Annotated in this window: 15 protein-coding genes; 6 read left to right on the top strand and 9 right to left on the bottom strand. The window is 55.1% G+C overall.

The genetic code is table 11. The features are described 5' to 3' along the window. Positions 1-45: 45 nt before the first annotated feature. The 3 genes from LA756_RS00765 to LA756_RS00755 all read right to left on the bottom strand — a co-directional run bounded on the left by LA756_RS00765 (position 46) and on the right by LA756_RS00755 (position 4,590). Entirely contained in the window at positions 46-438 is a 393-nt protein-coding gene (locus LA756_RS00765) for a hypothetical protein (protein ID WP_224437979.1), read from the bottom strand. A gap of 60 nt (positions 439-498) precedes the next feature. After that, entirely contained in the window at positions 499-1,446 is a 948-nt protein-coding gene (locus tag LA756_RS00760; protein ID WP_224437978.1) for a DUF1559 domain-containing protein, read from the bottom strand. Between the two features lie 210 nt (positions 1,447-1,656). Beyond that, positions 1,657-4,590, bottom strand: a complete 2,934-nt coding sequence (locus tag LA756_RS00755) for a zinc-dependent metalloprotease (protein ID WP_224437977.1) — start codon at positions 4,588-4,590, stop codon at positions 1,657-1,659. 371 nt (positions 4,591-4,961) lie between these two features. Here LA756_RS00755 and LA756_RS00750 point away from each other — a divergent pair, with 371 nt between their 5' ends. Continuing rightward, the gene (locus LA756_RS00750) at positions 4,962-5,969 is read left to right on the top strand and encodes a phosphotransferase (protein WP_224437976.1); all 1,008 of its coding nucleotides are present in this window, start codon (positions 4,962-4,964) and stop codon (positions 5,967-5,969) included. A 198-nt stretch (positions 5,970-6,167) separates the two neighbouring features. Beyond that, positions 6,168-8,792, top strand: a complete 2,625-nt coding sequence (locus tag LA756_RS00745; RefSeq protein ID WP_224437975.1) for a protein-disulfide reductase DsbD — start codon at positions 6,168-6,170, stop codon at positions 8,790-8,792. A 58-nt stretch (positions 8,793-8,850) separates the two neighbouring features. Here the strand turns inward: LA756_RS00745 and LA756_RS00740 are convergent, their stop codons facing one another. From LA756_RS00740 to LA756_RS00730, 3 genes are all read right to left on the bottom strand, one after another. Further along, positions 8,851-9,222 carry an endonuclease domain-containing protein gene (locus LA756_RS00740; RefSeq protein ID WP_224437974.1) on the bottom strand — a complete coding sequence of 124 codons (372 nt, stop codon included), beginning with the start codon at positions 9,220-9,222 and terminating at the stop codon, positions 8,851-8,853. Positions 9,223-9,288: 66 nt separating this feature from the next. Next, positions 9,289-10,140, bottom strand: a complete 852-nt coding sequence (gene hisG / locus LA756_RS00735; protein WP_224437973.1) for an ATP phosphoribosyltransferase — start codon at positions 10,138-10,140, stop codon at positions 9,289-9,291. A gap of 38 nt (positions 10,141-10,178) precedes the next feature. Continuing rightward, complete coding sequence (locus tag LA756_RS00730) at positions 10,179-10,535, bottom strand: phosphoribosyl-ATP diphosphatase (RefSeq protein WP_224437972.1); 357 nt, start codon at positions 10,533-10,535, stop codon at positions 10,179-10,181. 171 nt (positions 10,536-10,706) lie between these two features. Between LA756_RS00730 and miaA the strand changes: the two genes are divergently transcribed. Continuing rightward, positions 10,707-11,666, top strand: coding sequence for a tRNA (adenosine(37)-N6)-dimethylallyltransferase MiaA (miaA, locus tag LA756_RS00725; RefSeq protein WP_224437971.1), 960 nt, complete (start codon positions 10,707-10,709; stop codon positions 11,664-11,666). 163 nt (positions 11,667-11,829) lie between these two features. Here miaA and LA756_RS00720 read toward each other — a convergent pair whose 3' ends face one another. Continuing rightward, complete coding sequence (locus LA756_RS00720; protein WP_224437970.1) at positions 11,830-12,549, bottom strand: hypothetical protein; 720 nt, start codon at positions 12,547-12,549, stop codon at positions 11,830-11,832. A 308-nt stretch (positions 12,550-12,857) separates the two neighbouring features. On the opposite strand from LA756_RS00720, the gene LA756_RS00715 reads away from it, so the two are divergent. The 3 genes from LA756_RS00715 to mqnC all read left to right on the top strand — a co-directional run bounded on the left by LA756_RS00715 (position 12,858) and on the right by mqnC (position 15,496). Then, a complete protein-coding gene (locus tag LA756_RS00715) occupies positions 12,858-13,436 on the top strand; it encodes a hypothetical protein (RefSeq protein ID WP_224437969.1) in 579 nt (192 codons plus the stop codon). A 106-nt stretch (positions 13,437-13,542) separates the two neighbouring features. Next, on the top strand, positions 13,543-14,391 hold the full coding sequence (locus LA756_RS00710) for a menaquinone biosynthetic enzyme MqnA/MqnD family protein (RefSeq protein WP_224437968.1): 849 nt from the start codon (positions 13,543-13,545) through the stop codon (positions 14,389-14,391). Further along, positions 14,369-15,496, top strand: coding sequence for a cyclic dehypoxanthinyl futalosine synthase (gene mqnC, locus LA756_RS00705; RefSeq protein ID WP_224437967.1), 1,128 nt, complete (start codon positions 14,369-14,371; stop codon positions 15,494-15,496). Before LA756_RS00710 ends, mqnC begins: the two co-directional genes overlap by 23 nt. A gap of 110 nt (positions 15,497-15,606) precedes the next feature. On the opposite strand, the gene LA756_RS00700 is transcribed toward mqnC, so the two are convergent. Beyond that, entirely contained in the window at positions 15,607-17,646 is a 2,040-nt protein-coding gene (locus LA756_RS00700; protein WP_224437966.1) for a prolyl oligopeptidase family serine peptidase, read from the bottom strand. Between the two features lie 134 nt (positions 17,647-17,780). Continuing rightward, on the bottom strand, positions 17,781-21,695 hold the full coding sequence (locus LA756_RS00695) for an AAA family ATPase (RefSeq protein ID WP_224437965.1): 3,915 nt from the start codon (positions 21,693-21,695) through the stop codon (positions 17,781-17,783). Positions 21,696-21,728: the final 33 nt, after the last annotated feature.

Here is a 21,728-nt window from a genome sequence, read left to right as displayed (position 1 = left end):
TCCGGCATAGTTCGAGATGCACGAATTTTGCAACCCTCGAAAGGTTTACTTTTCGAGACTAAACGTAAACGTGTTCTCCGGCTTGTTTTCGACCGAGGCGGTAAGGGAAGTATTGGTGTTATACTTTGGGGGAATGTACGGCACGTAGTTTGGCAATCCATCCGGCGCCGGCTTATCGCTTATTCGGTTCGCACGGATCTCTACCTTCTTCTCGCCAGGATCGGAGACGAACGAGAATTTTCCGTCGGTAATCGGACCGGCTCCCACCGATCCAGTTCCATCCGCCGGAATAAAAAGGATCTCTCCTTTCTCGACCGGTTCGCCCTCGTAGGTAACGGTGCCGTTAACGACAATCTCGGACGGGCCTCCGCAACCACATAGCCCAAGTGAAGCTGCCACGGTGAGTACTATCGAGAAAGCATGCCACTGATTTCGCATGTTAATTCTTTCTGCAAACGAATACGGTCAATAAGTTGTGAAACGAGGTGATCCAGTCCGTTAGTATTCGCCGGGCACTTCCCCTCCGGAACGCGTTCCCAAATCTCGCCACGTTTGCGTATCCACCGTCTCTGAAACGAACTGCACGCTGGCATCCATCAATGTCATCATGACGCCGCCGGGGTGCTGGCTGCGTGCGTAAATTACCTGGGTGTTCGTGTCCCAGACGCAAGGCGCGTACGTGGGGCTTTCAGGACTACTTTGGCATGTGCGCATCCGATCCGCGGCGGTCGTATTAGGAGGAAGACGCGTACTGAAAATGCTGCTGAGATGGTCCGCTCGGTAATAACGTCCGCGCCAGTCGCGTAGCCCTGAGCGGTTGGAAGGAACCAACAAAATCTCAGCGGCCATCACCGTATTTGCCGTACCGTCGGTGCAAGACGAGAAGTCGGTATCGGAGAGATAGTAGAACATGCCGGTGGCATTGTTGTCGGTCGTTGTCGTAATCTCTTCGTTGCCATTGCAGAGCAAATAGTTGCCATGGAAGCCGTCGTTATAGTCTGGCGGTGGATCGGCCGTTCCGTGAACTTCTCCCGTTTGCCCCCGATTCGGATCGGAAGGACACATGAGCATTTCGATCTTGGTGTTCATCAAGTCGCTCGGAAACGCATTGGAATTTCGTGACTCCATAAAGGGCTGAAGCTGATCGTGAAGGGCCGCTTGCTCCAGAAATGGCAGCAGCGTCGGCATCCAGGACATGGAATGCGGAGGAGTATTCAACGCGTCGTTAAGACCATCGGCAAACACCCCAGGGGGGAAGACTCGGTGCGTGTCGTGATAGTTGTGAAGTGCCAAACCTAATTGCTTTTGATGGTTCGAGCATGTCATTCGCCGTGCCGCCTCGCGGGCCTGCTGCACCGCCGGCAACAGCAGGGCAATCAACACCCCGATAATAGCAATTACGACCAGAAGTTCGACGAGCGTGAAACCCGCCCTACGATAATGCATGATGCGATCCTTGAAGCAGTAGCGAATAGCTATCAGTGGTATTTTCGCCGCCGGTAGCATCCTACAACGCGCAACTATAACGCATCAACACTTATTTTTATTTTTACTTGTTTATTCTTTCTCCATGCCTATAAACGAGGAAGGCGCATAAAAAAACGCCGGAGACCATTCTCCGGCGTTCCGTTGATTGGCTTGATGAACCGCGGCGGCTTACGGACGCGAGAGCGTCAGTTCGGCATCGAGCACTTTGTCGATACGTCGCTTTGTTTCCAGCAAGTGAGCTCGGGTATAGGAATCGAGTTCGAGTTCCTCTTCTTCGAGTTCTTCCAGCTTGTTGCTCAGGTCCATCAGTTCGGCGTAAGCGATTGTCTGGCAGTCGGCTGGGGCGAACGAGTTGCCCATCGCCAACGTTGACAGACGCTGCAGATAGTCTCGCTGCAAGTTGCGGCGAAGGCTGCTGATCGCTGGCTGCCGAACGGTGTATTCGCCATCTTCCAACGAATCGAGTTCGCTGAAGATCGCGTCGGTCAGGCTTTCAATCATTTCCGCCGTGGTGAAAGCGTCCTGATCGGCAGGCACTTTCAATTCGGCGTCATGCATTCGTTCCAGCGTGATCGAGGAGAACATGCGGGAAAGAATTGTCGACTGCCATCGCGAGATCGTTTCATGGATCGGGTAGTCGCCTCGAACGTCGAAGCTGGTACCCCAGTGATTCCAGTGCGAAGGTGCCAGCTTGTTGTACAGTTCGGCACTGAACTGGAACGGTTCGTCGCTGAAGACCTGATCGCTGATCAGTTCCATCACTTCCCGCTGCTTGTCGGCATCGACGACGGTGAATGGAGGCGTGTCTTCTTGACCCTTGTGGGAACGATTCACGTGCACACCACCGATGTAACGCGAAGCGAAGTACATCGATTGGCCGTGCGTGTTAAGCAGCGTGTTGAACGCCTGGCGAACACGTGAGTAGTCTTCCCCTTCTTCCACAACGCGATCGGCCAGACCATCCAGAGCGGCTTTGACCACTTCGGCTTGGTTCTTGGCGAACTCGAGTGGATCTTTACCGAAGTCGAAACGATTCGAGTCGGGATCAGGCGAGATACTCGTCGTGTCTTCGTCGGTCAGGTAAGCAAGACCATCCTCGGTGCTCTTCGAGGCAATCTTATTCAGCTCGCCCTTTTCGGCATCGGTGCTGCCGTTCAAAGGTTTGTAGCCGTACTCGATGGCCCACATGTCGTAGACACCGATCGATTGCGGGAAGAAGGCTCCTTGCTTTTCGCCGGGAGGGGCGATGTGCGGAGGAACGTAATCCATGACGCTGGAAACGGTAGCGGCACCATTGTCCATTTCGCGGATTTCTTCCAGGCTGCGGTACTTGCTGGCGACGAAGTTATGACGCAGGCCCAACGTGTGACCCACTTCGTGCATCGCAACTTCCTTCAAGCCTTCCATGATCATGCGATCGAGCAAGGCTTCTCGCTCTTTCTTGACCTCTTCGGCAGAAGGTTTCTTTTCTTCCTCTTCCTTGGAATCGTCTTCTTTCGACTCTTCCTTCTTTTCTTCGTCGGCCTTTTCTTCCGAAGCTTCCTCTTCCTTGTCAGCCTTTTCGTCGTCCTTCATTTCCTTGTCGGACTTGGCTTCTTCCTTCGCTTCTTCTTTGTTTTTGGCCTTCTTCTTTTTCTTCTTCTTTTCGACCTCTTCCTTCTCGGCTTGAGCCAAGACGGCCGCGGCACCGAAGGCGAACTGCTGCGACATGCCACCGGAGAGCCGGCACTGATGACGCGGCGAAATCGAACCGACACGCTTCAGGAAGTCCTCGGTGCTGTCGACATCCAGCGGACCACCAAGCAGGGCTTCGGTTGCTTGCGGATTGTAGTTCTCGAAGGCTTGCTTCCAGTAATTCAGGAAGTCGGCATCGAAGATGATGTCGGCATCGAGAATTTGTCCGGTGTAAGGATTCACACGGCTAGGGCCCATTGCGAAACCGGCGTCGGAAGTGATCCAGCGGAACGTGTTGTAACGCACGTCTTCCGGATCCCAATCGGCGTCGTCTTCCTGCTGACGGACATGAATGGCGTCGATGAAACCAGCCTTTTCGAAGGCTTTGTTCCATTCCAGAATGCCGTCGCGGATCGGCTTACGATACTTATACGGAATCGTATTTTCCATGTAGAAGATGATCGGTTCTTTGGGCTCCGACATCTTCGCGGATGGATCGGCTTTTTCCAGCTTCCAGCGATTGACGTAACGCACGAACTGTTCGTCGTCCGACTTCGAGAAGTTCTTGACGGCGGTCAGGAAGTACCCGACACGGTCGTCGGCCAAGCGAGGCGTGTAGCCGCCGCTGGGGATCTTGCTGATCGAGTAATGAACGTCGATGGTCAAACCACGCGAGTCTGGAACCGTATCGATCGAAGAGCGACCGCTCGACTGGTACGTTGCTTCGACTTGCAGTTCGAGGTTTTCTTTGAAACCTTTCACTTCACCAAAGATCGATTTGCTGGACGAGAAACCAAAACCTGGCAGCACGTCGCCGATCATCGGCAAGTCGCTCATGAAGACCGGGGTGACTTCGACTAAGTCGCCGCCGCCAGGTCCTTTCGTGGCAATCGGAATGCTGAACAGCACGCTGTCGTTATAGGCATGCTTCACCGCACGCGATTCAGGCTTGCCATCTTGTGCTTTGAAGCGAACGTTCTTCCGCACGATGTGCACGCGGTCGTCCACTTTGCGGAAGCTCCAAACCCAGTCATCGCCGAAGCCCCAAGACATACCGCCGTAAAGCGGATCGATCCCGGCACCACGAGCGATCGAGATCAGAACGATGAATTCGCCGTTATAGTGCGAGCTGTTGAGTTCGAAGAACATCCGATTCCCCTTGTGATAGGTAGGAATCAGTCCGTCCTGCTTTTTGAAATCTTTTAGAATGGCAGCGTGCGGGGCAGAGCTGGAACTGCTCGAGCCGCCACCACTGGATCCAGAGGAACTGGAACCTCCGGTCGTCGCGGAAACTTCGGCTGGCGATTTGGCAGCCTGGTCACCGTCGGCTTTGGTTTCGTCTGCGACGGCCAAACTGGTCGCCGCCAACGCGACCATGGCGGTCGCACACCAGGCCGTCGACCGACGCAACAATGTAAACACCTTCATGCGTACAACTCTCGTACATTAAAAAGGGAGGGAGACTTCGATAAGCGTTTCCGATTTTGGTCTCTTTCGCTTACTAATGAGGCCACTGCCGCCTACCGCATGCAGCCGTTGCCCATCAGATAGAGGTTTCTCGCGCCGTTTTCTTGCGAAAATTAACGACGAAATCGGAAAAGCTTCCCATAACGGATTTCAATCTAGAGCGTTTGGAAAATATACCCCACTCTAAGCATCCGCCGTAATTGTTCTATTCTGCGCACGGGATTTTGGGAAAGAAAAGCCGGTTATACCAATAAAATCGACTAGCGTCACCGATTCGCCCTTCCTTCCCGCGTATTTGGATCTCCGAAAAGTTCCGACAAAAACAACCGTAAATGACTTACCTGCCCCCCACGATCGCTCACGTTTTGGCCCGATTTCAAATCGATACCGAGTCGGTAAGCAATTTAGTGGCCTGCGAAGGAGGACTTAGCGGAAGCGAGGCTTGGAAAGTGGTGGGATCTTCGGCGTGCTTCTGCCTAAAGCGTATGCCGGCCCAGTTTTCGGTCAAACGGATCGAAGCCATTCATGCAGCGGCAAACTCGCGGCGGAAGCTCGGGATGACGTTACTTGCCGGTTTCCTTTCCACCGCCGACGACACGACATGGTTTGAACATGCCGATCACCTTTGGGAACTGCAAACTTGGATGCCTGGCGAACCACCCTTCTGGCCCTACCCGGGACCGCAAAAACAGGCCATGTTTCACGCGATTGGGCAATTCCATGCATTGCATACAACTCCTCTCAAAACATCGGGCTTATCCCCTGGAATTGGCACGCGAAAACGGTTGCTCGAGGACTGGCCATCCGATCGAATTTCGGAGGCTCAGGCCCGCATCAGTCGATTCGGTCATCCGCAATGGGAACCGATGCTTTCCCAATTCCTAGACAGTTTCGCTACTTACAAAACTTGCCTGGCCGAAACATTGACATTGGTCGATCGCGACTCGTTTGAACTGAGTGACCGCATCGCGGACCCTCGACCCGAGAATTTTCGATTTCAGGGGGAAAAACTGACCGGCTTATTCGATCTAGGGTCGATGCGCTGGGACAACGTCGCGCTGGATGTGGCTCGATTGGCCAGCGAAGTCGCGGAAGAAGGCCAAATCGATTGGCCATTTGCCTTCGAAGCGATGCAAAAGCACCGTCCGCTCTCCCCTCCTGAGGAACGGTTAGCGATCATTCTTGATGCGGCGAACGTATTACTAACAGGCCTCAATTGGATACAGTGGCTTGTCGTGGATGGTATCAGTTTCCGAAACTGTGACCATGTCAGTGCTCGACTGGCACACATCGCGACACGATTGACCAAAATCGGCCAACACGCTGCTTGGAACCTGTAACTGTTTGCGAGAAACGATCGTTAGTGAGCGGCATCACAGACATGGCAGTGGCAAATGCGAACGATAGCCACAGAGTCGGCGGATTTCCGTCGGAACGATTTGCGATTTCTGCATTTACGAACCCATCATTTTTTCCGAAGATGGTGGTTAGGCCTCGCTAGGCCCTTACCCAGCTTGAATCCTCGGTACTGAATTCTCATGAAGCGACTTGCTCCCCTCGCCCTGGCTTTGCTTATTTGTTTTTTGCCGACTGCCACGTTTGCCCAAGGCTTGGGTGGCGATCTGTTTCAGGGCATTGAAGGGTTTGACGACTTTGGTGGCGGCAACCAAAGCGATCCGAATCTGGCCATCACCGCAAAGTATGTGATCGACCCTTCCGGTAAGCATGGGCGTGTCGACATCACTGCCACGGTCGGCAGCGGCTGGTGCTTGTATTCCACGACGCAGCCCAAAGGCGGGCCCATGGCCACCAAGCTGAAAGTGGAACCGAACGATGCAGTCACCGCGGTCGGCACGTTCACCGCCGACAAGAAGCCGAAGATTGTTCCGCCCGATAAGATCATTCGCGTTCCGCAAGAGAAGTTTTACGAGAAAGTCACCTGGAGCGCTCCGTTCCTTCTCGCTCCTGGAACTGAACCAGAAAAGCTGAACCTCCAAGTCAAACTGGATGGCCAAAGCTGCCACGACAAAGGAACTTGCATTCCGGTTACCGCTAAAGCGGAAGCCAAGTTCGCAGGCCTGCACGACGTGGAGATGGACGAAAAGCTGCTCCCTAAAATTGCAATGACCCCAGGCGGTGCGATTCCTCCGGCCGATTACAAAATCGAAGGCCAGATGGGTGACTACACCACCGAAGGTGGTCATGGCATTTTCACCGGTAAGTTCGAGCCCTCCAAAGTCGAGCCTGGCGACGAAATCACCGTCACGCTTAGCTTTAAACCTAAGGGCAATTACCACATCTACGCCTACTCGCCGACTGACTCGACGATTGGCTACAAGTCGACACAGATCGCTTTGGCAGAAGTCACCCCGTGGCTTGCCATGCAACCGAAGACCGAAAACCCGATCATCGAAAAAGCATTGATCGAAGGCTTTCCCCCAGTTCGTTATCACGATGGTGTCACCACGTGGAAGTTCACCGTTCAGGTCCCCATCGACGCGGTCCCTGGCAAGTATCCACTGGTTGGTTACGTCGGCTATCAGACATGTACGGATACGACGTGTGACCGTCCTTCGGCGGCGAAGTTCGAGGGTATCGTTCAAGTTGCCGACAAAGGAAACGAAGAGTCGGCTCCGTTCGCGTTCTCGGCAGACAAGTACAACAAAGCAGCCGAACGCGCCAAAGTAACGCACGCGGAAGTTCAAGAAGCGACCGGAGAGAAAACCAGCAAGCTGACCGATCCGCCTGCCCCGGAAGAAGAGCAGACGGCCCAAATGCCTCCTGCTCCGCTACAGAACAACAACATTCAATGGAAGGTGATCAACCCTCCGGAAAGCGCCAGCTTAGGCTGGATCATTCTGCTGAGCTTTATCGGCGGTGCGATCTTGAACCTGATGCCGTGCGTTTTGCCAGTTGTCGGGCTAAAGATTCTTTCGTTCGTCAATCAGGCCGGTAAACACCGCGGTCAGGTCTTCATGTTGAACCTGATTTACTCACTCGGCGTGATCTCGGTGTTCATGGTGCTGGCGGTTGTCTCGTCGTCGCTGAACATAATCGTCGCGCAGTTTGCATCGGCAGACGGTGCCGCAGGCGAAACCGGCGGCATGGCCTGGGGGCAATGGAGTGGTGACTGGCGTTACATTCTCGCCATGATCGTGCTGGTCTATACGATGGGTCTCAGCATGCTCGGCGTGTGGGAACTGTCGATGCCCAGCTTCCTGGGAAGTGGTAGCGTCGCGAATGCCTCGAATCAGTCTGGCTACGGCGGTGCGTTCTTCAAAGGGATTGTCACCACGCTGCTGTCGACCCCCTGCAGCGGTCCTTTCCTGGGCCCTGTGTTCGGTTACACCATCTCGCAGCCAGTCTTCGTGACGTTTATCGTCTTCGGAGCGATTGGGCTCGGCATGGCCTCCCCTTACCTGATCATCGGCATCAACCCACGTCTGATCGCGTTTCTGCCGAAGCCAGGCAACTGGATGGTCGCTTTCAAACAGTTGATGGGCTTCGTCATGATGCTGACGGTGGTCTACCTGATGTACACGTTGCAGGAACAATGGGTTGTCCCAACGCTGACGCTTTTGGTCGGACTGGGTGCCGGCTGCTGGATGCTGGGGCAAGTGCATACGCTGGAGCATAAGTCTTCCAAGATCGCGACCACAATCGGTGCGTTCGTCGTGGCGATCGGGATCGGGTACTTCTCGTTCACCGCGTTGGTTGAAGGGGATGCCCACGAAGGGAGCATTGCTTGGGATACATACTCGGAAGAACGTTGGCCGGCGCTCGAGAACGACATCTTTGCCCGACAGCAAGCTGGCGAAACGGTCATGGTCGACTTCACCGCCGACTGGTGCCCAACGTGTAAGTTGAACTACTACACGGCGATCAACACCGATGGCGTCGGCGAAGTGGTCAACGAACATGGGATTGTCCCGATGCTGGTCGACTGGACTAACACGACGCACGACAACAGCCCAAAAGTGGAGGGCTTCCTCGGCAAGCTCGGTTACAAGAGCATCCCGTTACTGGCCATCTTCCCTGGCGGCAAAGCAGGCGAAGTCTACGTGATGAGCGATCTTCTGACCGAAGACCAAGTCATCGAAGGCCTCAAGTCAGCCCACGGCGTCGCCAACACAGATCCCAAGCAAACCGCGATGAAGGAATAGGCTTATTCGCTCAACGCAACATCAACTCTCTAGTCCCCTCTCCCCCGAGGGGAGAGGGTTAGGGTGAGGGGCGATCTTCATCCGGTAAACCCAAGAAACGCCGGATCGCAATCACGACACCTTCCAGGTTGGAAAGTACCTCTTCGTTCCGAAATCTCAGGACGCGGTACCCCTGCTTTTCTAAGTATCGTTGCCGATCCGCGTCTTTGTCTTGAACTTTGTCGTGGTAACCACCATCGATTTCGATTACGAGCAGCTTGTCAAGACAAACGAAGTCCGCGATCCATGGACCGATTGAATGTTGCCTGCGGAATTTCAATCCCGCGAGACGCCGATTTCGAAGTGCCGTCCAGAGCAACTGTTCCGGCTTGGTAGACGTTTGGCGTAGGGCTTTTCGTCGTTGAGCGTTGTCCGACGATTCACTACCCACAATTCCGCCCCTCACCCTAGCCCTCTCCCCTCAGGGGAGAGGGAACGAGAATTGGATCACGGCCGATTACAGACGGCAGTTGGCGATGTTCGTTTGTAGAATCGCCGACGCGCCGAGCTGTTCTAGCTGCTCCATCACGTCGATCACCTCTTTCCGTTTGACCATCGCGCGGACGGCACACCAGGCGTCGTCTTCCAGCGGATTGATTGTCGGCGAGTTGAAGCCAGGGGTGATCTTCTCCGCGTCTTGCAATTTCTCGCGTGGAATGTTGTATTCCAGCAGCGAATAGTCGCGAGCGATCACGACACCTTCCAAGCGGCGGACAATACGATCGGCCAGCTCCGGAAGTCGCTTCTGCTTATTCTGGATCAGTACCGTCTGATAGCTGCCGATCTCGGCGAAGATCTTCAAACGATTGGCGGCCAACGTGCTGCCGGTTTCGACCAGATCGACAATTGCGTCGGCAATGCCCAGCGAAATCATCACTTCGACCGACCCGGAAAGATTCACCAGGTGCGGCTTCGCTCCGTTGGCTTCCAAAAAGCTTTTGGTGACGTTGGGGAAGCTTGTTGCCACGCGGCAAGTCTTCATGTCCTCGACACTCTTCCAGTCGGTATCTTCCGGAACGCAGAGTGCCAGGCGACATTTGCCGACGCCCAACTCCATGCGAGTCTCAACATCGACTTCCGCTTCTTGAACCAAGTCGCTGCCGGTGATACCCATGTCGATGGCACCTTCGGCACACAGCACGGGGATGTCATCGGTTCGCAGGAAGGTAATATCGATCGGCATGTCGCGGACGCGTGCGAACAAGCTGCGGTCTTGGCGACGAAACTTGAGACCGGCGTCGCCGAGAAGTTCCGTAGCGACTTCCGCGAGTCGACCTTTGCTGGGGATGCCAATCCGAAAGTTTTCCATGATGGTTTGCTTGGGGTTGGATGGTTCTGAGAGAAAAACTACTTCTGCGGACGCGAGGCTTTTTCATCGATGCCGGAAACGCCGAAACGTCGGCCTAGTTCCGCTTCGACCTCGCTGAGGGCAATCTCACGGTGCCCCAGCATGACGAACAAGTGATAGATCAGGTCGCCAGCTTCGTAGATCAAATGCTGACGTCCTTCATCTCCTTCTTCCCCAGCTGCTTCGACCACTTCGGCCGCCTCTTCCATGATCTTCTCGCCGATCTTGGGGACGCCACCGTTGAACAACTTCGTGGTGTACGATTTCTCAGGCGGGTTCGCGCGGCGATCTTCAATCACCGCCATCAGCGCTGCCAGGACATTCACGGAGGAATCTGCGTTTGGTTCGCCGGACAAAGCTCGGCCCCTTTGAAGGAAGATCGATGCGGAACAATCCCCTGCCCCCTTCGTCGAGTGGCCGGGAATCTAGTATTGTAGTCGGCTGGGGGTAAACTGGAAATTGCACCCCTGACGAACCTTAACATCCGTAGAATTCAGGGTTTCCGCCCACAATTGCCCACTGATCGAATGACGAATCCCCCGACTGACAAAGAGTTTACCTTCCTCGACTGCTGGTTTCTGTCCGGCGCGACTGCCAGCGGTAAGACCCGCGTGGGACTCGAGTTAGCCAAGAAAATTAACGCGGAAATCATCGCCCTCGATTCGATGTCGCTCTATCGCGACATGGATATCGGCACCGCCAAACCGACGCCCGAGGAGCAAGCCGAAGTCCCGCACCACCTGATCGATGTCCTCGATCCGACCGAGACTTCCAGCATCTCGCAGTACCTCGAAATGGCTAAGAGCACCGTTCAGGAAATCCGTTCTCGTGGAAAAGAGGTTCTCTTCGTCGGTGGTACGCCGCTCTATTTGAAGGCGTTGCTGCGTGGCCTTTCGGAAGGTCCCGCCCCCGATCCAGCCTATCGCCAGGCCCTCGAAGAAGAGGCCGTCAAAGTGGGCAATACCGCGCTGCACGAACGCTTGAAGATGATCGATCCGCTGGCGGCCGCACGCATTCATGAAAACGATCGGCGACGCATCATTCGGGCCTTGGAGGTGCATCATGCCACCGGGCAACCGATGAGCCACTATCAATTTGAATTCGAAGATCACGCCAAGCCGGAAGATTGCCGCGCGTTTTGGTTATCGTGGGAACGCAGTGTGCTGCACGATCGGATCAATCAGCGAGTCGACGCGATGTTTGACGCTGGCCTTGTCCAAGAAGTCGAGCGGCTTCTTAAAACGCACTCACCACTAAGCACCACCGCCCTGCAAGCGGTCGGCTATCAAGAGGTGATCGACTTCATGGCCGGCAATAAAGACCTGGAGGCTGCCAAGCAGCGAGTCAAAGCCCGCACACGCCAGTTCGCCAAACGACAATGCACGTGGTTCCGTAGCCTGGAAGAATGCCGCGAAGTGGAACTGGCCGGCCAATTCGATGCCACCGAAATCGCCGAACGCATCTACCAGCTGGGCAGTCCGTCCTAGCTTTTGACTTTCACCTCAAAGCTACTCCGGCAGCAAGCCATTGCGAAGAGTTGGAGTTGAAAGCAACGTTTCTACAGGACGTGATCCATAGCTTCTTGTGGCCGTCGGCCATCCCGGTTTGAAACCCGGGACCGCCCCGTTTCGTTACTTTAGGTCGTCGTCGCTAGGCCCACCAACTCACGTAGTAGGCCGACAGCCCCATCGTCATTCGCAACAGTAGCGTGATGAGGATATAGAACGAAAAGTGCAAAAAGCCAGACAGTGGCTGAATATCAAACGATCCAGCCGCGGCAAAGCCGCCCCCAATCAAGCAGACCACAGCGGTGATCACGTAGTACGGAAGATACTCGTTTAAGTTGGGGCTCAATTCCCAGTAGCCCACCAAAAACGCATAGATGCCCCAAATCAGTGCGTAAGACGCCGAGCAGACAACGACGCGAACCCACAGCTCTTGCCCTGAGTAAGCTTCGTATTCGTCGTCGCGTAAAAACCAGTAACCGCTCCAGCACAGCGGAATCGCAATCAGGAACGAGCCTGCGGCGACCACCGAGGTTAAGCTTTTAGGGTCTTCAGTCGATTGGCCAATGAAAAAAGCAATCGCGAACGCAGAAATCGCAGCGGTCAATACAACCGCCAACGCAGTTGTCGAGAACGTTGCATCTTCGCGGGCAACCGGCTGGAAGACCAGCTTCCCTTCGGCCGATTTGACGCCACCAAACTTCTCTTTTTCGCGAAGGACAACCTGTTCGGTCAGCTCCGGAATTTTGATCGGCTTCTTACAACTGGGGCATGGCCCTTCACGCCCGGCGAACTTGGCGCTCACCTCGAAGCGTTTAAAGCAGCTGGGACATGTTACGCGTATTTTTTCTTGCTGTTCTGCCATGTTGTTCCGCGATAAGAATCGAAAGCAGGGCTGCGTGGCGTCTAAAAGATAAGCTGAGCCGCGTCTCTAACTTGGCCCTGGTTGGCATTTTAGTCAATTGTCTGGTGGTTGATAATCCGCCTCAAGGCAAAGGTTTAAGGATGCCAGCTGGTGAAACTTCGGCAAAACTTCCTTCTTTTTCCGATCCAGATACTCGAATTCATCAATCGTTCAAATCCAAGCCGTATGCTCAGCACATTCAGGCCCACTCAAAACAAGCCTTCGGACGCGCACGAAGCGGTAATTTCTGCAGAATGATGGGAGCGAAGGTGAACAGCAAGCCGGACATAATCATGTTTCTTTGCCCCAATGGGCATCGCCTGAATGCGCCTCGTCGCCTGCAAGGGCAGCCTGGCAAGTGTCCCCATTGCAACGTCCGCTTCCGTGTTCCCAATGTCACGGACAGCGGCGATAACCCGCTGGAACTGGCCGCCGCGTCCACATCGGCCTCCAGTGCATCGGCGATGCGGAACATGAACGAAATCAAGGAAGTCAGTAATTCCTCCGATTTTGGCTTTCACGACGACGCTGGCACTTCTGATGTCTTGCAGTCGTCGATCGGCCCGAAACCAGTCGTCGCCCCACCGGCGCAAGTGGAAACGCAGCGGCTTTATCACGAGTTCTGCCATCTTTGGAACCAACGAGACGCGAAATCCTCGCTGGAAATCCACCTTCCTGAGGGGGAAGTGTTTGTGCCACAGCATTTCTCGCAAGAGAAATCATCGGCAGAGCTTGGCTACTTTGCCCGCCAAGCCGAATCAGGCAAGTATCAGGTTCACTTGATCCCCTGGAAATCGGTTTGCCGGGTCGTCGCCGGAGGGTTGGCCGACCTTCCCTTCGAGGCCTAATCCGCGTACCCTAGAGACTGAATTCCCTTAGTCCGTAGCAGTTGCGGGTTTACGGGGTTACTCCGGGCATTTGCGCTCGGTTACCTCGACAGGGCATTCTTGCCAATTGCTTTCCATTCTCGTGCTGAAGAACGCTGTGAACGCCACCGAGATGAAGGCCCGCGTTGGGGCCGTTCGTTATTTGAACACCAAGCCGCTTGTCCATGGACTGGACGATGCGTCTCTGCCGTTCACGCTCAGCTTCGACTATCCCAGCCACCTCGCCGACCAACTGGCACTCGGGCTGCTCGATGTCGCGTTGATTCCCTCAATCGAATACTTTCTGGGGGACGATTACCGAATCATCACCGACGCCTGCATCGGCTGTTTGGGGCCTGTCTGGAGCGTGAAGATCTTCTTCCGCGTCCCTCCCAAACAAGTCCGCACGCTTGCCCTCGACGAAGGCTCGCGCACCAGCGCAGCAATGGCCAAGATTTTGCTGGCCGAACGTCTTGGGGTTCGGCCTCAGCTACAAGCGTTGCCGCTGGGCAGCGACATGCGAGACTGTGAAGCAGACGCCATCCTGCTGATCGGCGACCGGGCAATCCATCCTCCGGCGATCGATGCCGTTGAGGTTTGGGATTTGGGCGAAACTTGGGTCGAGTGGACCGGATTGCCGTTTGTCTTTGCGATGTGGGTTGCCCGCCCTGGCGTTTCCACCGAAGCGATCGCGCAGCATCTGATGCACGCTCGCAATGGCGGGCTGCAAAACCTGGAAGCCATCGCCGAACGGGAAGCCCCAAACTATCGACTGACGACCAGCGAATGTTTCCACTACTTCCACGATAACTTACACTTCACGCTTGGCCCGCAGGAAAAAGCAGGTCTGAAGCGGTTCTACGACTATGCGGTTGGTTTGGATTTAGCACCCAGCGGCAGGACACCGAATTACGATGATTGCGAAATTGCTCGATAAAGCAGTCGCCGGAGAGCGACTGACCCCGGAAGAAGGCCTCAAGCTGCTCGAGTCGAACGATCTGTTGGCGATCGGCCGTGCCGCCGATGCCGTCACGCGCCGCTTGCATCCAGAGAACTATCGCACGTACAACATCGACCGCAACATTAACTACACCAACGTCTGCACAGCGGTCTGCCATTTCTGCGCGTTCTACCGTAGCCCGAAAAGCAGCGAAGGCTACGTCCTGCCGCGCGAAGAGATCCTCAAAAAAGTCGAAGAAACCGTAGCTCTCGGCGGCGATCAGATCTTGATGCAAGGAGGTCTGCATCCCAAGTACAAGCTCGATTGGTACGAGGAGCTGCTCGGCGACATCAAGAAGGCGTTCCCACAAATCAATTTGCACGCGTTCAGCCCGCCGGAAATCCATCACTTCACCAAAGTAAACAACCTGCCGCTGCGAGAAGTCCTGCAACGACTGAAAGATGCCGGGCTCGGGAGTCTGCCTGGCGGTGGAGCTGAAATCCTCGTCGACCGCGTTCGTCACGAACTAACGCGCGGTAAAGTGATGACCGACGATTGGCTGAACGTGATGCGTGTTTGGCACGAGATCGGTGGTCGTAGTTCGGCAACAATGATGTTCGGTCACGTGGAAACGCTCGCCGAACGAATCGAACACCTCGAACGTGTTCGCCAATTGCAGGACGAAACAAGCGGATTCACAGCGTTCATTTGCTGGACTTTCCAGCCTGATCACACCGACATGAGCCACGTCCCGGCCCGTGGAACGTTCGAGTACCTTAAGACCCAAGCCGTTTCGCGGCTTTATCTCGACAACGTCCCGAACATCCAATCTAGCTGGGTCACCCAAGGCCTTAAGATCGGTCAGCTGGCCCTGCAGTATGGTGCCAACGACATGGGTAGCCTGATGATCGAAGAGAACGTGGTCGCGGAAGCGGGAACGGTTCACTTCCTGACGCTGCAGGAAATTCGTGACGCCATCTCCGAGCTAGGTTACGAGCCCCGCCAGCGAAACGTGCATTATGAACTGTTCCCTAAAGAACACGAAATGAAAGCGGTCCAAGCAAACGCACTGCGAAACCAAGAATTGGTCACGCTCTCGTAACGACTCGCAAGACAATTGAAAAAACAAAGCCATCATGGAGAACCATGATGGCTTTGCTCGTTTCTTGTCGGGAAGCGTCAATCGTTCACGCCGCATTCGATGCCGGAACTTTACTCCGGCTTAAGCTGCCAGGCTTCGTTGAAGAAGTCTGCCGCGACGATCTTCCCTGGCCACAGAGCGTTCGGCGGCGTGGTCACATCAACGATCGCCCAGTCTGGCAGTTTCGGTACCTGGCGAGCATTGTTGAGATAAGCGTACTCGCGGTAGGTGAAACCGCTGTTGATCACCACGTACTTGCTTGGGTTAAGCGGATTGGGGTAGATCATGACCGGGGCGTTTTCAGTCGATTTAAACGTTTGCCCACCAACAACGATTTCCCCTTGCTTCCACTGGATGGGAAGTTGAGCGGCGATCTTTGCCAGCACTGCGTTACTGCCGGGGTCGCCGAACAAAACGAGGTTACTGTTAGCGATATCGGCCTCGGTAAGCTGCTCGTCAGTTTTGACGATCGCATCACCACGGAACTGTTGACGCCACTGCTCGGTGAAGTGATTCATCTCGCTGACGGCCCAATCGTTGACCTTCTCGTTCCACGGCTTCCCAGTGGGACTGACCACGACAAACGAATCGAGAAACGCGTCGTCGATCGGTCCTTGCAGCCCAGGCACTTTTGCCAACTCGTTTCGCTGCGTCCAACCAAGCTGCCAACCGTTGGGACCATACTCCAACAAGCAAGACCAGGAACGATCGGTCTCAGGCGGCAGTGTCTCCAGATCGTACGCATCCCCTTCCCCGCCCGGCACGGACGACGCAATACGAATCTTTACTGGGTGATCGACCGATAAGAGTTGCTGCCCGGCAGGAAAGTTGAGCTGCAAGCGAGCAACGTTCTGAGTGCCGATAGCGATCGTATTGGTCGGGGAATCGACTTTCGCATGAACGCGAGCCTGCTTCCAATGCTCCTGCAGCCCTCCGACGGAAACCCAGTGCATCTGCGGATAACGAAGCGTGTACGTGGCGAAACGGATCTCATCGGGCGTCGTATCGCGCCCCTTTTCCGCAATCGCATCAAGCTTTGTGGCGATGATTTGCTTGGAATCGTTGTGGATCTTGTGCTTCGTTTCCGGACCGATCACGTGCGTTAGTCGCATTCCTTCTTCCGCAATTGCATCGGCCATGACGTCGGCCGCTTGCTTCTGAATATCAAGCTCGCCGCTGTAAGCCACCGTCGGCAGATTAAACACATTCGTCGCGTACCCAGGGCAGTCGTACCACTGCCAAAGCTTCTTTTCGTACCACGTAGGCTCGAGGGTTTCCTTCTGGAACACATCGAGAAACAGCGGCGTCTCCGAGAACCCAGCTCCGGGATTCGCCGCAAAGAACAAGCTAGGGTAATGCACGGCCATCTGCCAACAGCCAGCCCCGCCCATCGAAAAACCACGAATCGCGACGCGGTTGTCGTCGATTCGATACCGCTGCTTGACGTCTTGCATCGCTTCGAGAATATCAATCTCGCCCGCGAATTTGAACGCGTTGCAGTATCGGCCGAAAGGATGCAGTACGATTGTCCCCTTCGGTTGATACTGACCAGGGCGGTTCATCCGCTCGGCAATGAAGTTGGCCTCGGTGTTTCGTTCGCCACGGCCATGCAGCCAAACGTCCAGACGGAAAGGATCGATCGAATCGAAGTTGTAGTTCGCCGGAACCTCCAGACCATAAGGCTGCACGGTTTGATCGATCTTCGAGCGATACCCCCGCACGACGAGCCCCGTTTGCGTTGTCCAGGGTGTCTTCCCTTCCAACAAACTCTCTGCCCGATTGAGCCCTTCCGCCAACGTCAGCTTGGCGGCGCTGATATCGCCGGGCTTATAAAACTCACGATACTTAAGGGCTTGGTGTATGGCCCGGGAGAAGATTTCGACATCCGGTAGCATTTGAGGCGTGCGTGCGTCGCGACGCATCTTCAACTGCTTGATCAGATCGTCGAGCCGCTCGAGCCCTTGCGACAGTTCCGCCGCATCATCAGCCGGAACTTCGATTCCGAGCGGAGGTATCGGACGAACATTTGCAGGAATGTTATCCGCTGGGCCATCGGCCCAAAGTGGCATCGCCAGCAGAACAGTAATCAAGCAGGGCAGGAGAATTCGCATGAGGTCAATCCAGGTGGGGGCAAATGGCCGAGCAAGAACCGAATGCTCGGCGGTGCTGGATTGATTTTAACTACTGCGAAGCGAGGAGGAAACAATGCCGAGAAAGCACTGTTTCCTTAAGCATGGCCGCTTCCCTAGACATCACCTTCTTCGACGATTTCTTCGCGAATGACCACTTCATCATGATCTTTACGAGGATCTTCATGCTCGTACCAGCGACGTGGCGAGTCCCAGCCGAATTCGTCGTGAGCCGTATAAACGTACTTCACGCGAACTTTCTTTTTCGCAGGAACAGGAATCGGTTCAGGCTCAGGCTCTGGTTCCGGCGTCAATTCGAGCTCAAGCTCTGGTTCAGGCTCAGGAAGCGGATCAGGAGCATAGCCCCACATCGGCTCTGGCTGAAGAATTGAATCGGCGACAGGGAACTCTTCTTCGAATGGTTCTTCTTCAACAGGCTCTTCCGCCAGTAACGCATCCCAGTCGATTGCCGGTTTGCGCTGGCCGTCGGCATCCTTCAAGCGATAGTTGATGGCTTCGCTCGTATCGACATCAAAATCGGAGAGCGAAAGATGGTACTTGCTGGTGACGTCACTTCCCTTCAGGCGGTAGCTGACATCTTCCTGCAACACGTCGCAGCGAAGCCGGACAGGCTCTTCCTTCGGCAGTTCGATCACCGGTAGCGGGATGTCCTCGAACTCGACCTTCTTCACCACTTCGTATTCGATTGGCACGTACTCTGGAAGCACGACTTCGGTGTACTTCAGTGGCTGATAAGGAACCGGCTCTGGCTTAGGGTTCTCGATATGAACGGTTACCTCAGGCTCTGGCAGCGGGGCGCGTTTGACAGCCGGTTTAGGAGCTGGCTTAGGAGGTTCCGGCTTGGGCTCTGGCTTTGGTTCGGGTTTCGGGGCAGGAAGCTCCATCGCCGGAAGTGGCTGATCGATCTCGATCAAACCAGGACGACAGACACCGGTGAACTTCGGCAGCTGACGAACGTCGGCTCCCATGTCCTGGAACATCGCAGCGATATGCTCGTGACAGGTGAAGATTAACAGCTGGTGTCCTTCGGCGGCGAACTCCTTAAACAGGTTCGCCGTCGCTTTGGATCGCTTCGAGTCGAAGTTCACCAACACATCGTCCAGAATCACCGGAAGCACGCGGCCTTGGCGAGCAAACAAATGAATCAGTGCCAAGCGAACGCTGAGGAAGACTTGTTCCCGGGTCCCTTCGCTGAGGTGCGCGAGACTCTTCGAGTCGGCATCTTTTTCTTCCACGAACAGCGTATTTTCGTGCAGCGGCGTCCAGATACGGATGTATCGGCCATCGGTCAGCTTTCGCATGTAGCTGGAAGCGAGACGCAGCGTTTCCGGCTGACGATCGTTTTCGTACACACGACGAATCTGTTCGAGAATGCAGGAGGTTGTCGCCAACGTCTGCCACTTTTCGATCGCTTTTTCCAGCTGAGCTTCGACTTCGGTCAGCTCGAGTTGAGCATGCAACAGGCGGTCGTTTTTTTCGAGCGATTCAAGTTGAACTTTCAGTTCACCACGACGCTCGAAGCATTCCTGCATCCGCTTTTCGGCATGCTGATGGTCGGCCAACAACTTGGCAAGCTGCTCGTCCGCTTCCTTGCTAACGTTCGTTTCGAGCCAGGCTTCGATTTCTTCCAGCGTGCTGTCGGTGCCGATTTTCTCGTCGATCTTTTCGGTCAGATCTTCCAGCTTCGCTTCGAGTTCCTCGACTTCTTCGGTTTTCACGATCCAAGTCAGGTACTCTTCTTCGTCGGCGCTGTTGGCTTCTTCCAGAATCTGTTCACGTTCGGCAATCAGTTCCTTGGCTTCTGCGGCGACGCGGCGGAAGTCACCACGGACTTTCTGCCCTTGCTCGAACAAACCGGAACGCTGTTTATGCTTCCCTTCCTGACGCAGCAAATCGTCTTCCAACTGATCCAGCAGCAGAAGTGCGTCGTTAGTTTTGGGCTGCACCCCGACATCTTTGGCCAGGTGCGAAATCCGAGTCAGCAAAGCTTCACGTTCACGTTCGGCGATTTCGTTTTCGCTGCGAATACCCTTCAAACGCTTACGTAGTTGATGAATCTGAGCTAGGAATCGCCCCAGCGACTTCACGCGGTCCGGGTCAATATCTTCCGGCAAATCGAGGACACGCAGGGCTTCTTTCCAGTTCTTTCGCGCTTTGATCACCGCTTGCTCCAAGTCGGTAATCTGCTGCGTGCTCGACTCTTGTTTCTCGCGAACTTCGCCCAGCTTGTGGCCGAGCGGAATCAGTTCTTCGAGTCGTGCGAGATGTTCTTCGGCACTTTTCAGCCGGGCCATCAACGCTCCATTGCCACGTGGCAACGAGATGTCGAGCTCTTTCTGCTCCGCCACTGCTTTATCGAGCTGCTGATCCAACAGCATCAACTGCCGCTTGGCGGAGTCGAACTGCTGAGCGGTCTCGTTGTCCATCTTTCGCTTCATACTGTACGAAGCGATCATCGCCATCGAGCCAAAAATCCACCCGAAGTGCCCGAGTTGCCAACCGATCAACAGGGCAGGCCCGAAGATCGAGTAGAGCGTCATCGAACCGCCGGCGATGAACAATGCTCCCAGCATCACCATCTCGGGCTTCGGAGCCATCTGGTTTTCGAGCAGGTCGTGCGTTTCCGCTTCCGACTCGCGGTACTGGATGCGAATCTGATCGATCTTGTCTTCGACCTGAATTCGGCGACGCAGCAAGTTGACCAGGTCGCCTGCTTTGGTGAGCGCCTTGTTGAGGTCTTCTTCCCCGAGCGAAGTCAGCGACTTTTCGACTTCGCTTTCGACGTCGAGCAGTTCTTCTTCGTGGGTCGATGTGTGACGCTTGGTGTCGTCCAGCTCTTGAGTGGCGTTCTCGAGCGTTCGTAGCGGATCTCGCAGCGAGCGGAGCTGCTTGCGTGACAAGTCAGGTCGCTTGCCGCCGCGTGTCTTGACGCCGGTTTGTTCCCACAGATCTTCGATCTCGGACTTGATCTGCGCTTCTTCGTCCTGGTTTCGCTCTAATTGCTGAGTGAGCGAAAGGATCCACTGCCGCTGTTCGCCCAACGCGTCGACACGTGCTGCTTGTCGAGCCAGCTCTTGATTAACGGGGATCGAACTATGCTTTTCGCGAAGTTCGGTATAGTTGCCCCGCAGTTCGCGGCATTTGGTTCGTTTCTTGGCAATCTGATCCTGCAGCGAGTGCAAATGACGCAGCGTTTCTCGCGACACTTCCGGCAACTCGCCGTACGACTCGATCTTCTCTTGCAGCTTGTTGCGGCGATTGACCTCAGGACGCAGAGCCTGACCAAGTTCAATAAACTGGACCACTTTTTCCAAGTCGGCCACTTTGAACTGGAACTGGTTGATCTGCGTTTCCAGCGCGCGGCGCTGATTCAACAGGTTCGACCATTCCTGCGTACCGCCGCGCAGCTGATCGATTTCCTTCTTAAGGACTTGATGCTTTTCGAGCAGTTGATCGACGAGCGCTTCTTCTTCGCCGCCAGAGATCAAGCGGCACCGGGCGGTCTCTAATTCTCGCATCACTTCGGCGAGCGAGATGCGGTCTAATCCGCTTGTCAGTTCGTAAATCTTTTGGGCAGCGACACTATCGTCCAGCGTCGCGAGGAGTTGCATTTCACGCAGACCGACAGCGAAGATGTTGCTGTACGTCAGGCGGTCGACCCCTTCCAGCAGCGCGTCGAGCTGCGCACGACTTTGCCGGGTACCATCTTTCGCTTCGATCCAGACTTGTTCTTCGGTGCCGTCCTGATTGAAACGACGGACCACTTTAAAGCGGCCCATCGAACCATTCACACGCAGCGCCCCGCCAGGCTCTCCGCCATGCACTGGGGGCAAGTAGCGACGTTCGAGATCGGGTTCCTGGCCATACAGCATCGTTCGCAGGAAGTGCAACAGCGTGCTCTTGCCTGCTTCGTTGTGGCCGAACAAGACGGTAATCGTCGGTGAAAGTTGCTCGACACTTAAGTCGTGCCAGACACCGAAACCGTCGATTTGAATTTGATTGAGTTGCATCCCTTCACTCCTGAAGATGGCCCATTACCAGCT

It is taken from the genome of Bremerella sp. TYQ1 (genome assembly GCF_020150455.1).
GTDB classification, from domain to species: domain Bacteria; phylum Planctomycetota; class Planctomycetia; order Pirellulales; family Pirellulaceae; genus Bremerella; species Bremerella volcania_A.
This window is presented reverse-complemented; position numbering and strand designations above follow the sequence as displayed.

Excerpts from the sequence above, each read along its gene's own strand:
- LA756_RS00755 (WP_224437977.1), bottom strand. The coding sequence starts at position 4,590 with ATGAAGGTGTTTACATTGTTGCGTCGGTCGACGGCCTGGTGTGCGACC.
- miaA (WP_224437971.1), top strand. The coding sequence starts at position 10,707 with ATGACGAATCCCCCGACTGACAAAGAGTTTACCTTCCTCGACTGCTGG.
- LA756_RS00765 (WP_224437979.1), bottom strand. The coding sequence starts at position 438 with ATGCGAAATCAGTGGCATGCTTTCTCGATAGTACTCACCGTGGCAGCT.
- hisG (WP_224437973.1), bottom strand. The coding sequence starts at position 10,140 with ATGGAAAACTTTCGGATTGGCATCCCCAGCAAAGGTCGACTCGCGGAA.
- LA756_RS00750 (WP_224437976.1), top strand. The coding sequence starts at position 4,962 with ATGACTTACCTGCCCCCCACGATCGCTCACGTTTTGGCCCGATTTCAA.
- LA756_RS00720 (WP_224437970.1), bottom strand. The coding sequence starts at position 12,549 with ATGGCAGAACAGCAAGAAAAAATACGCGTAACATGTCCCAGCTGCTTT.
- LA756_RS00745 (WP_224437975.1), top strand. The coding sequence starts at position 6,168 with ATGAAGCGACTTGCTCCCCTCGCCCTGGCTTTGCTTATTTGTTTTTTG.
- mqnC (WP_224437967.1), top strand. The coding sequence starts at position 14,369 with ATGATTGCGAAATTGCTCGATAAAGCAGTCGCCGGAGAGCGACTGACC.
- LA756_RS00700 (WP_224437966.1), bottom strand. The coding sequence starts at position 17,646 with ATGCGAATTCTCCTGCCCTGCTTGATTACTGTTCTGCTGGCGATGCCA.
- LA756_RS00760 (WP_224437978.1), bottom strand. The coding sequence starts at position 1,446 with ATGCATTATCGTAGGGCGGGTTTCACGCTCGTCGAACTTCTGGTCGTA.
- LA756_RS00695 (WP_224437965.1), bottom strand. The coding sequence starts at position 21,695 with ATGCAACTCAATCAAATTCAAATCGACGGTTTCGGTGTCTGGCACGAC.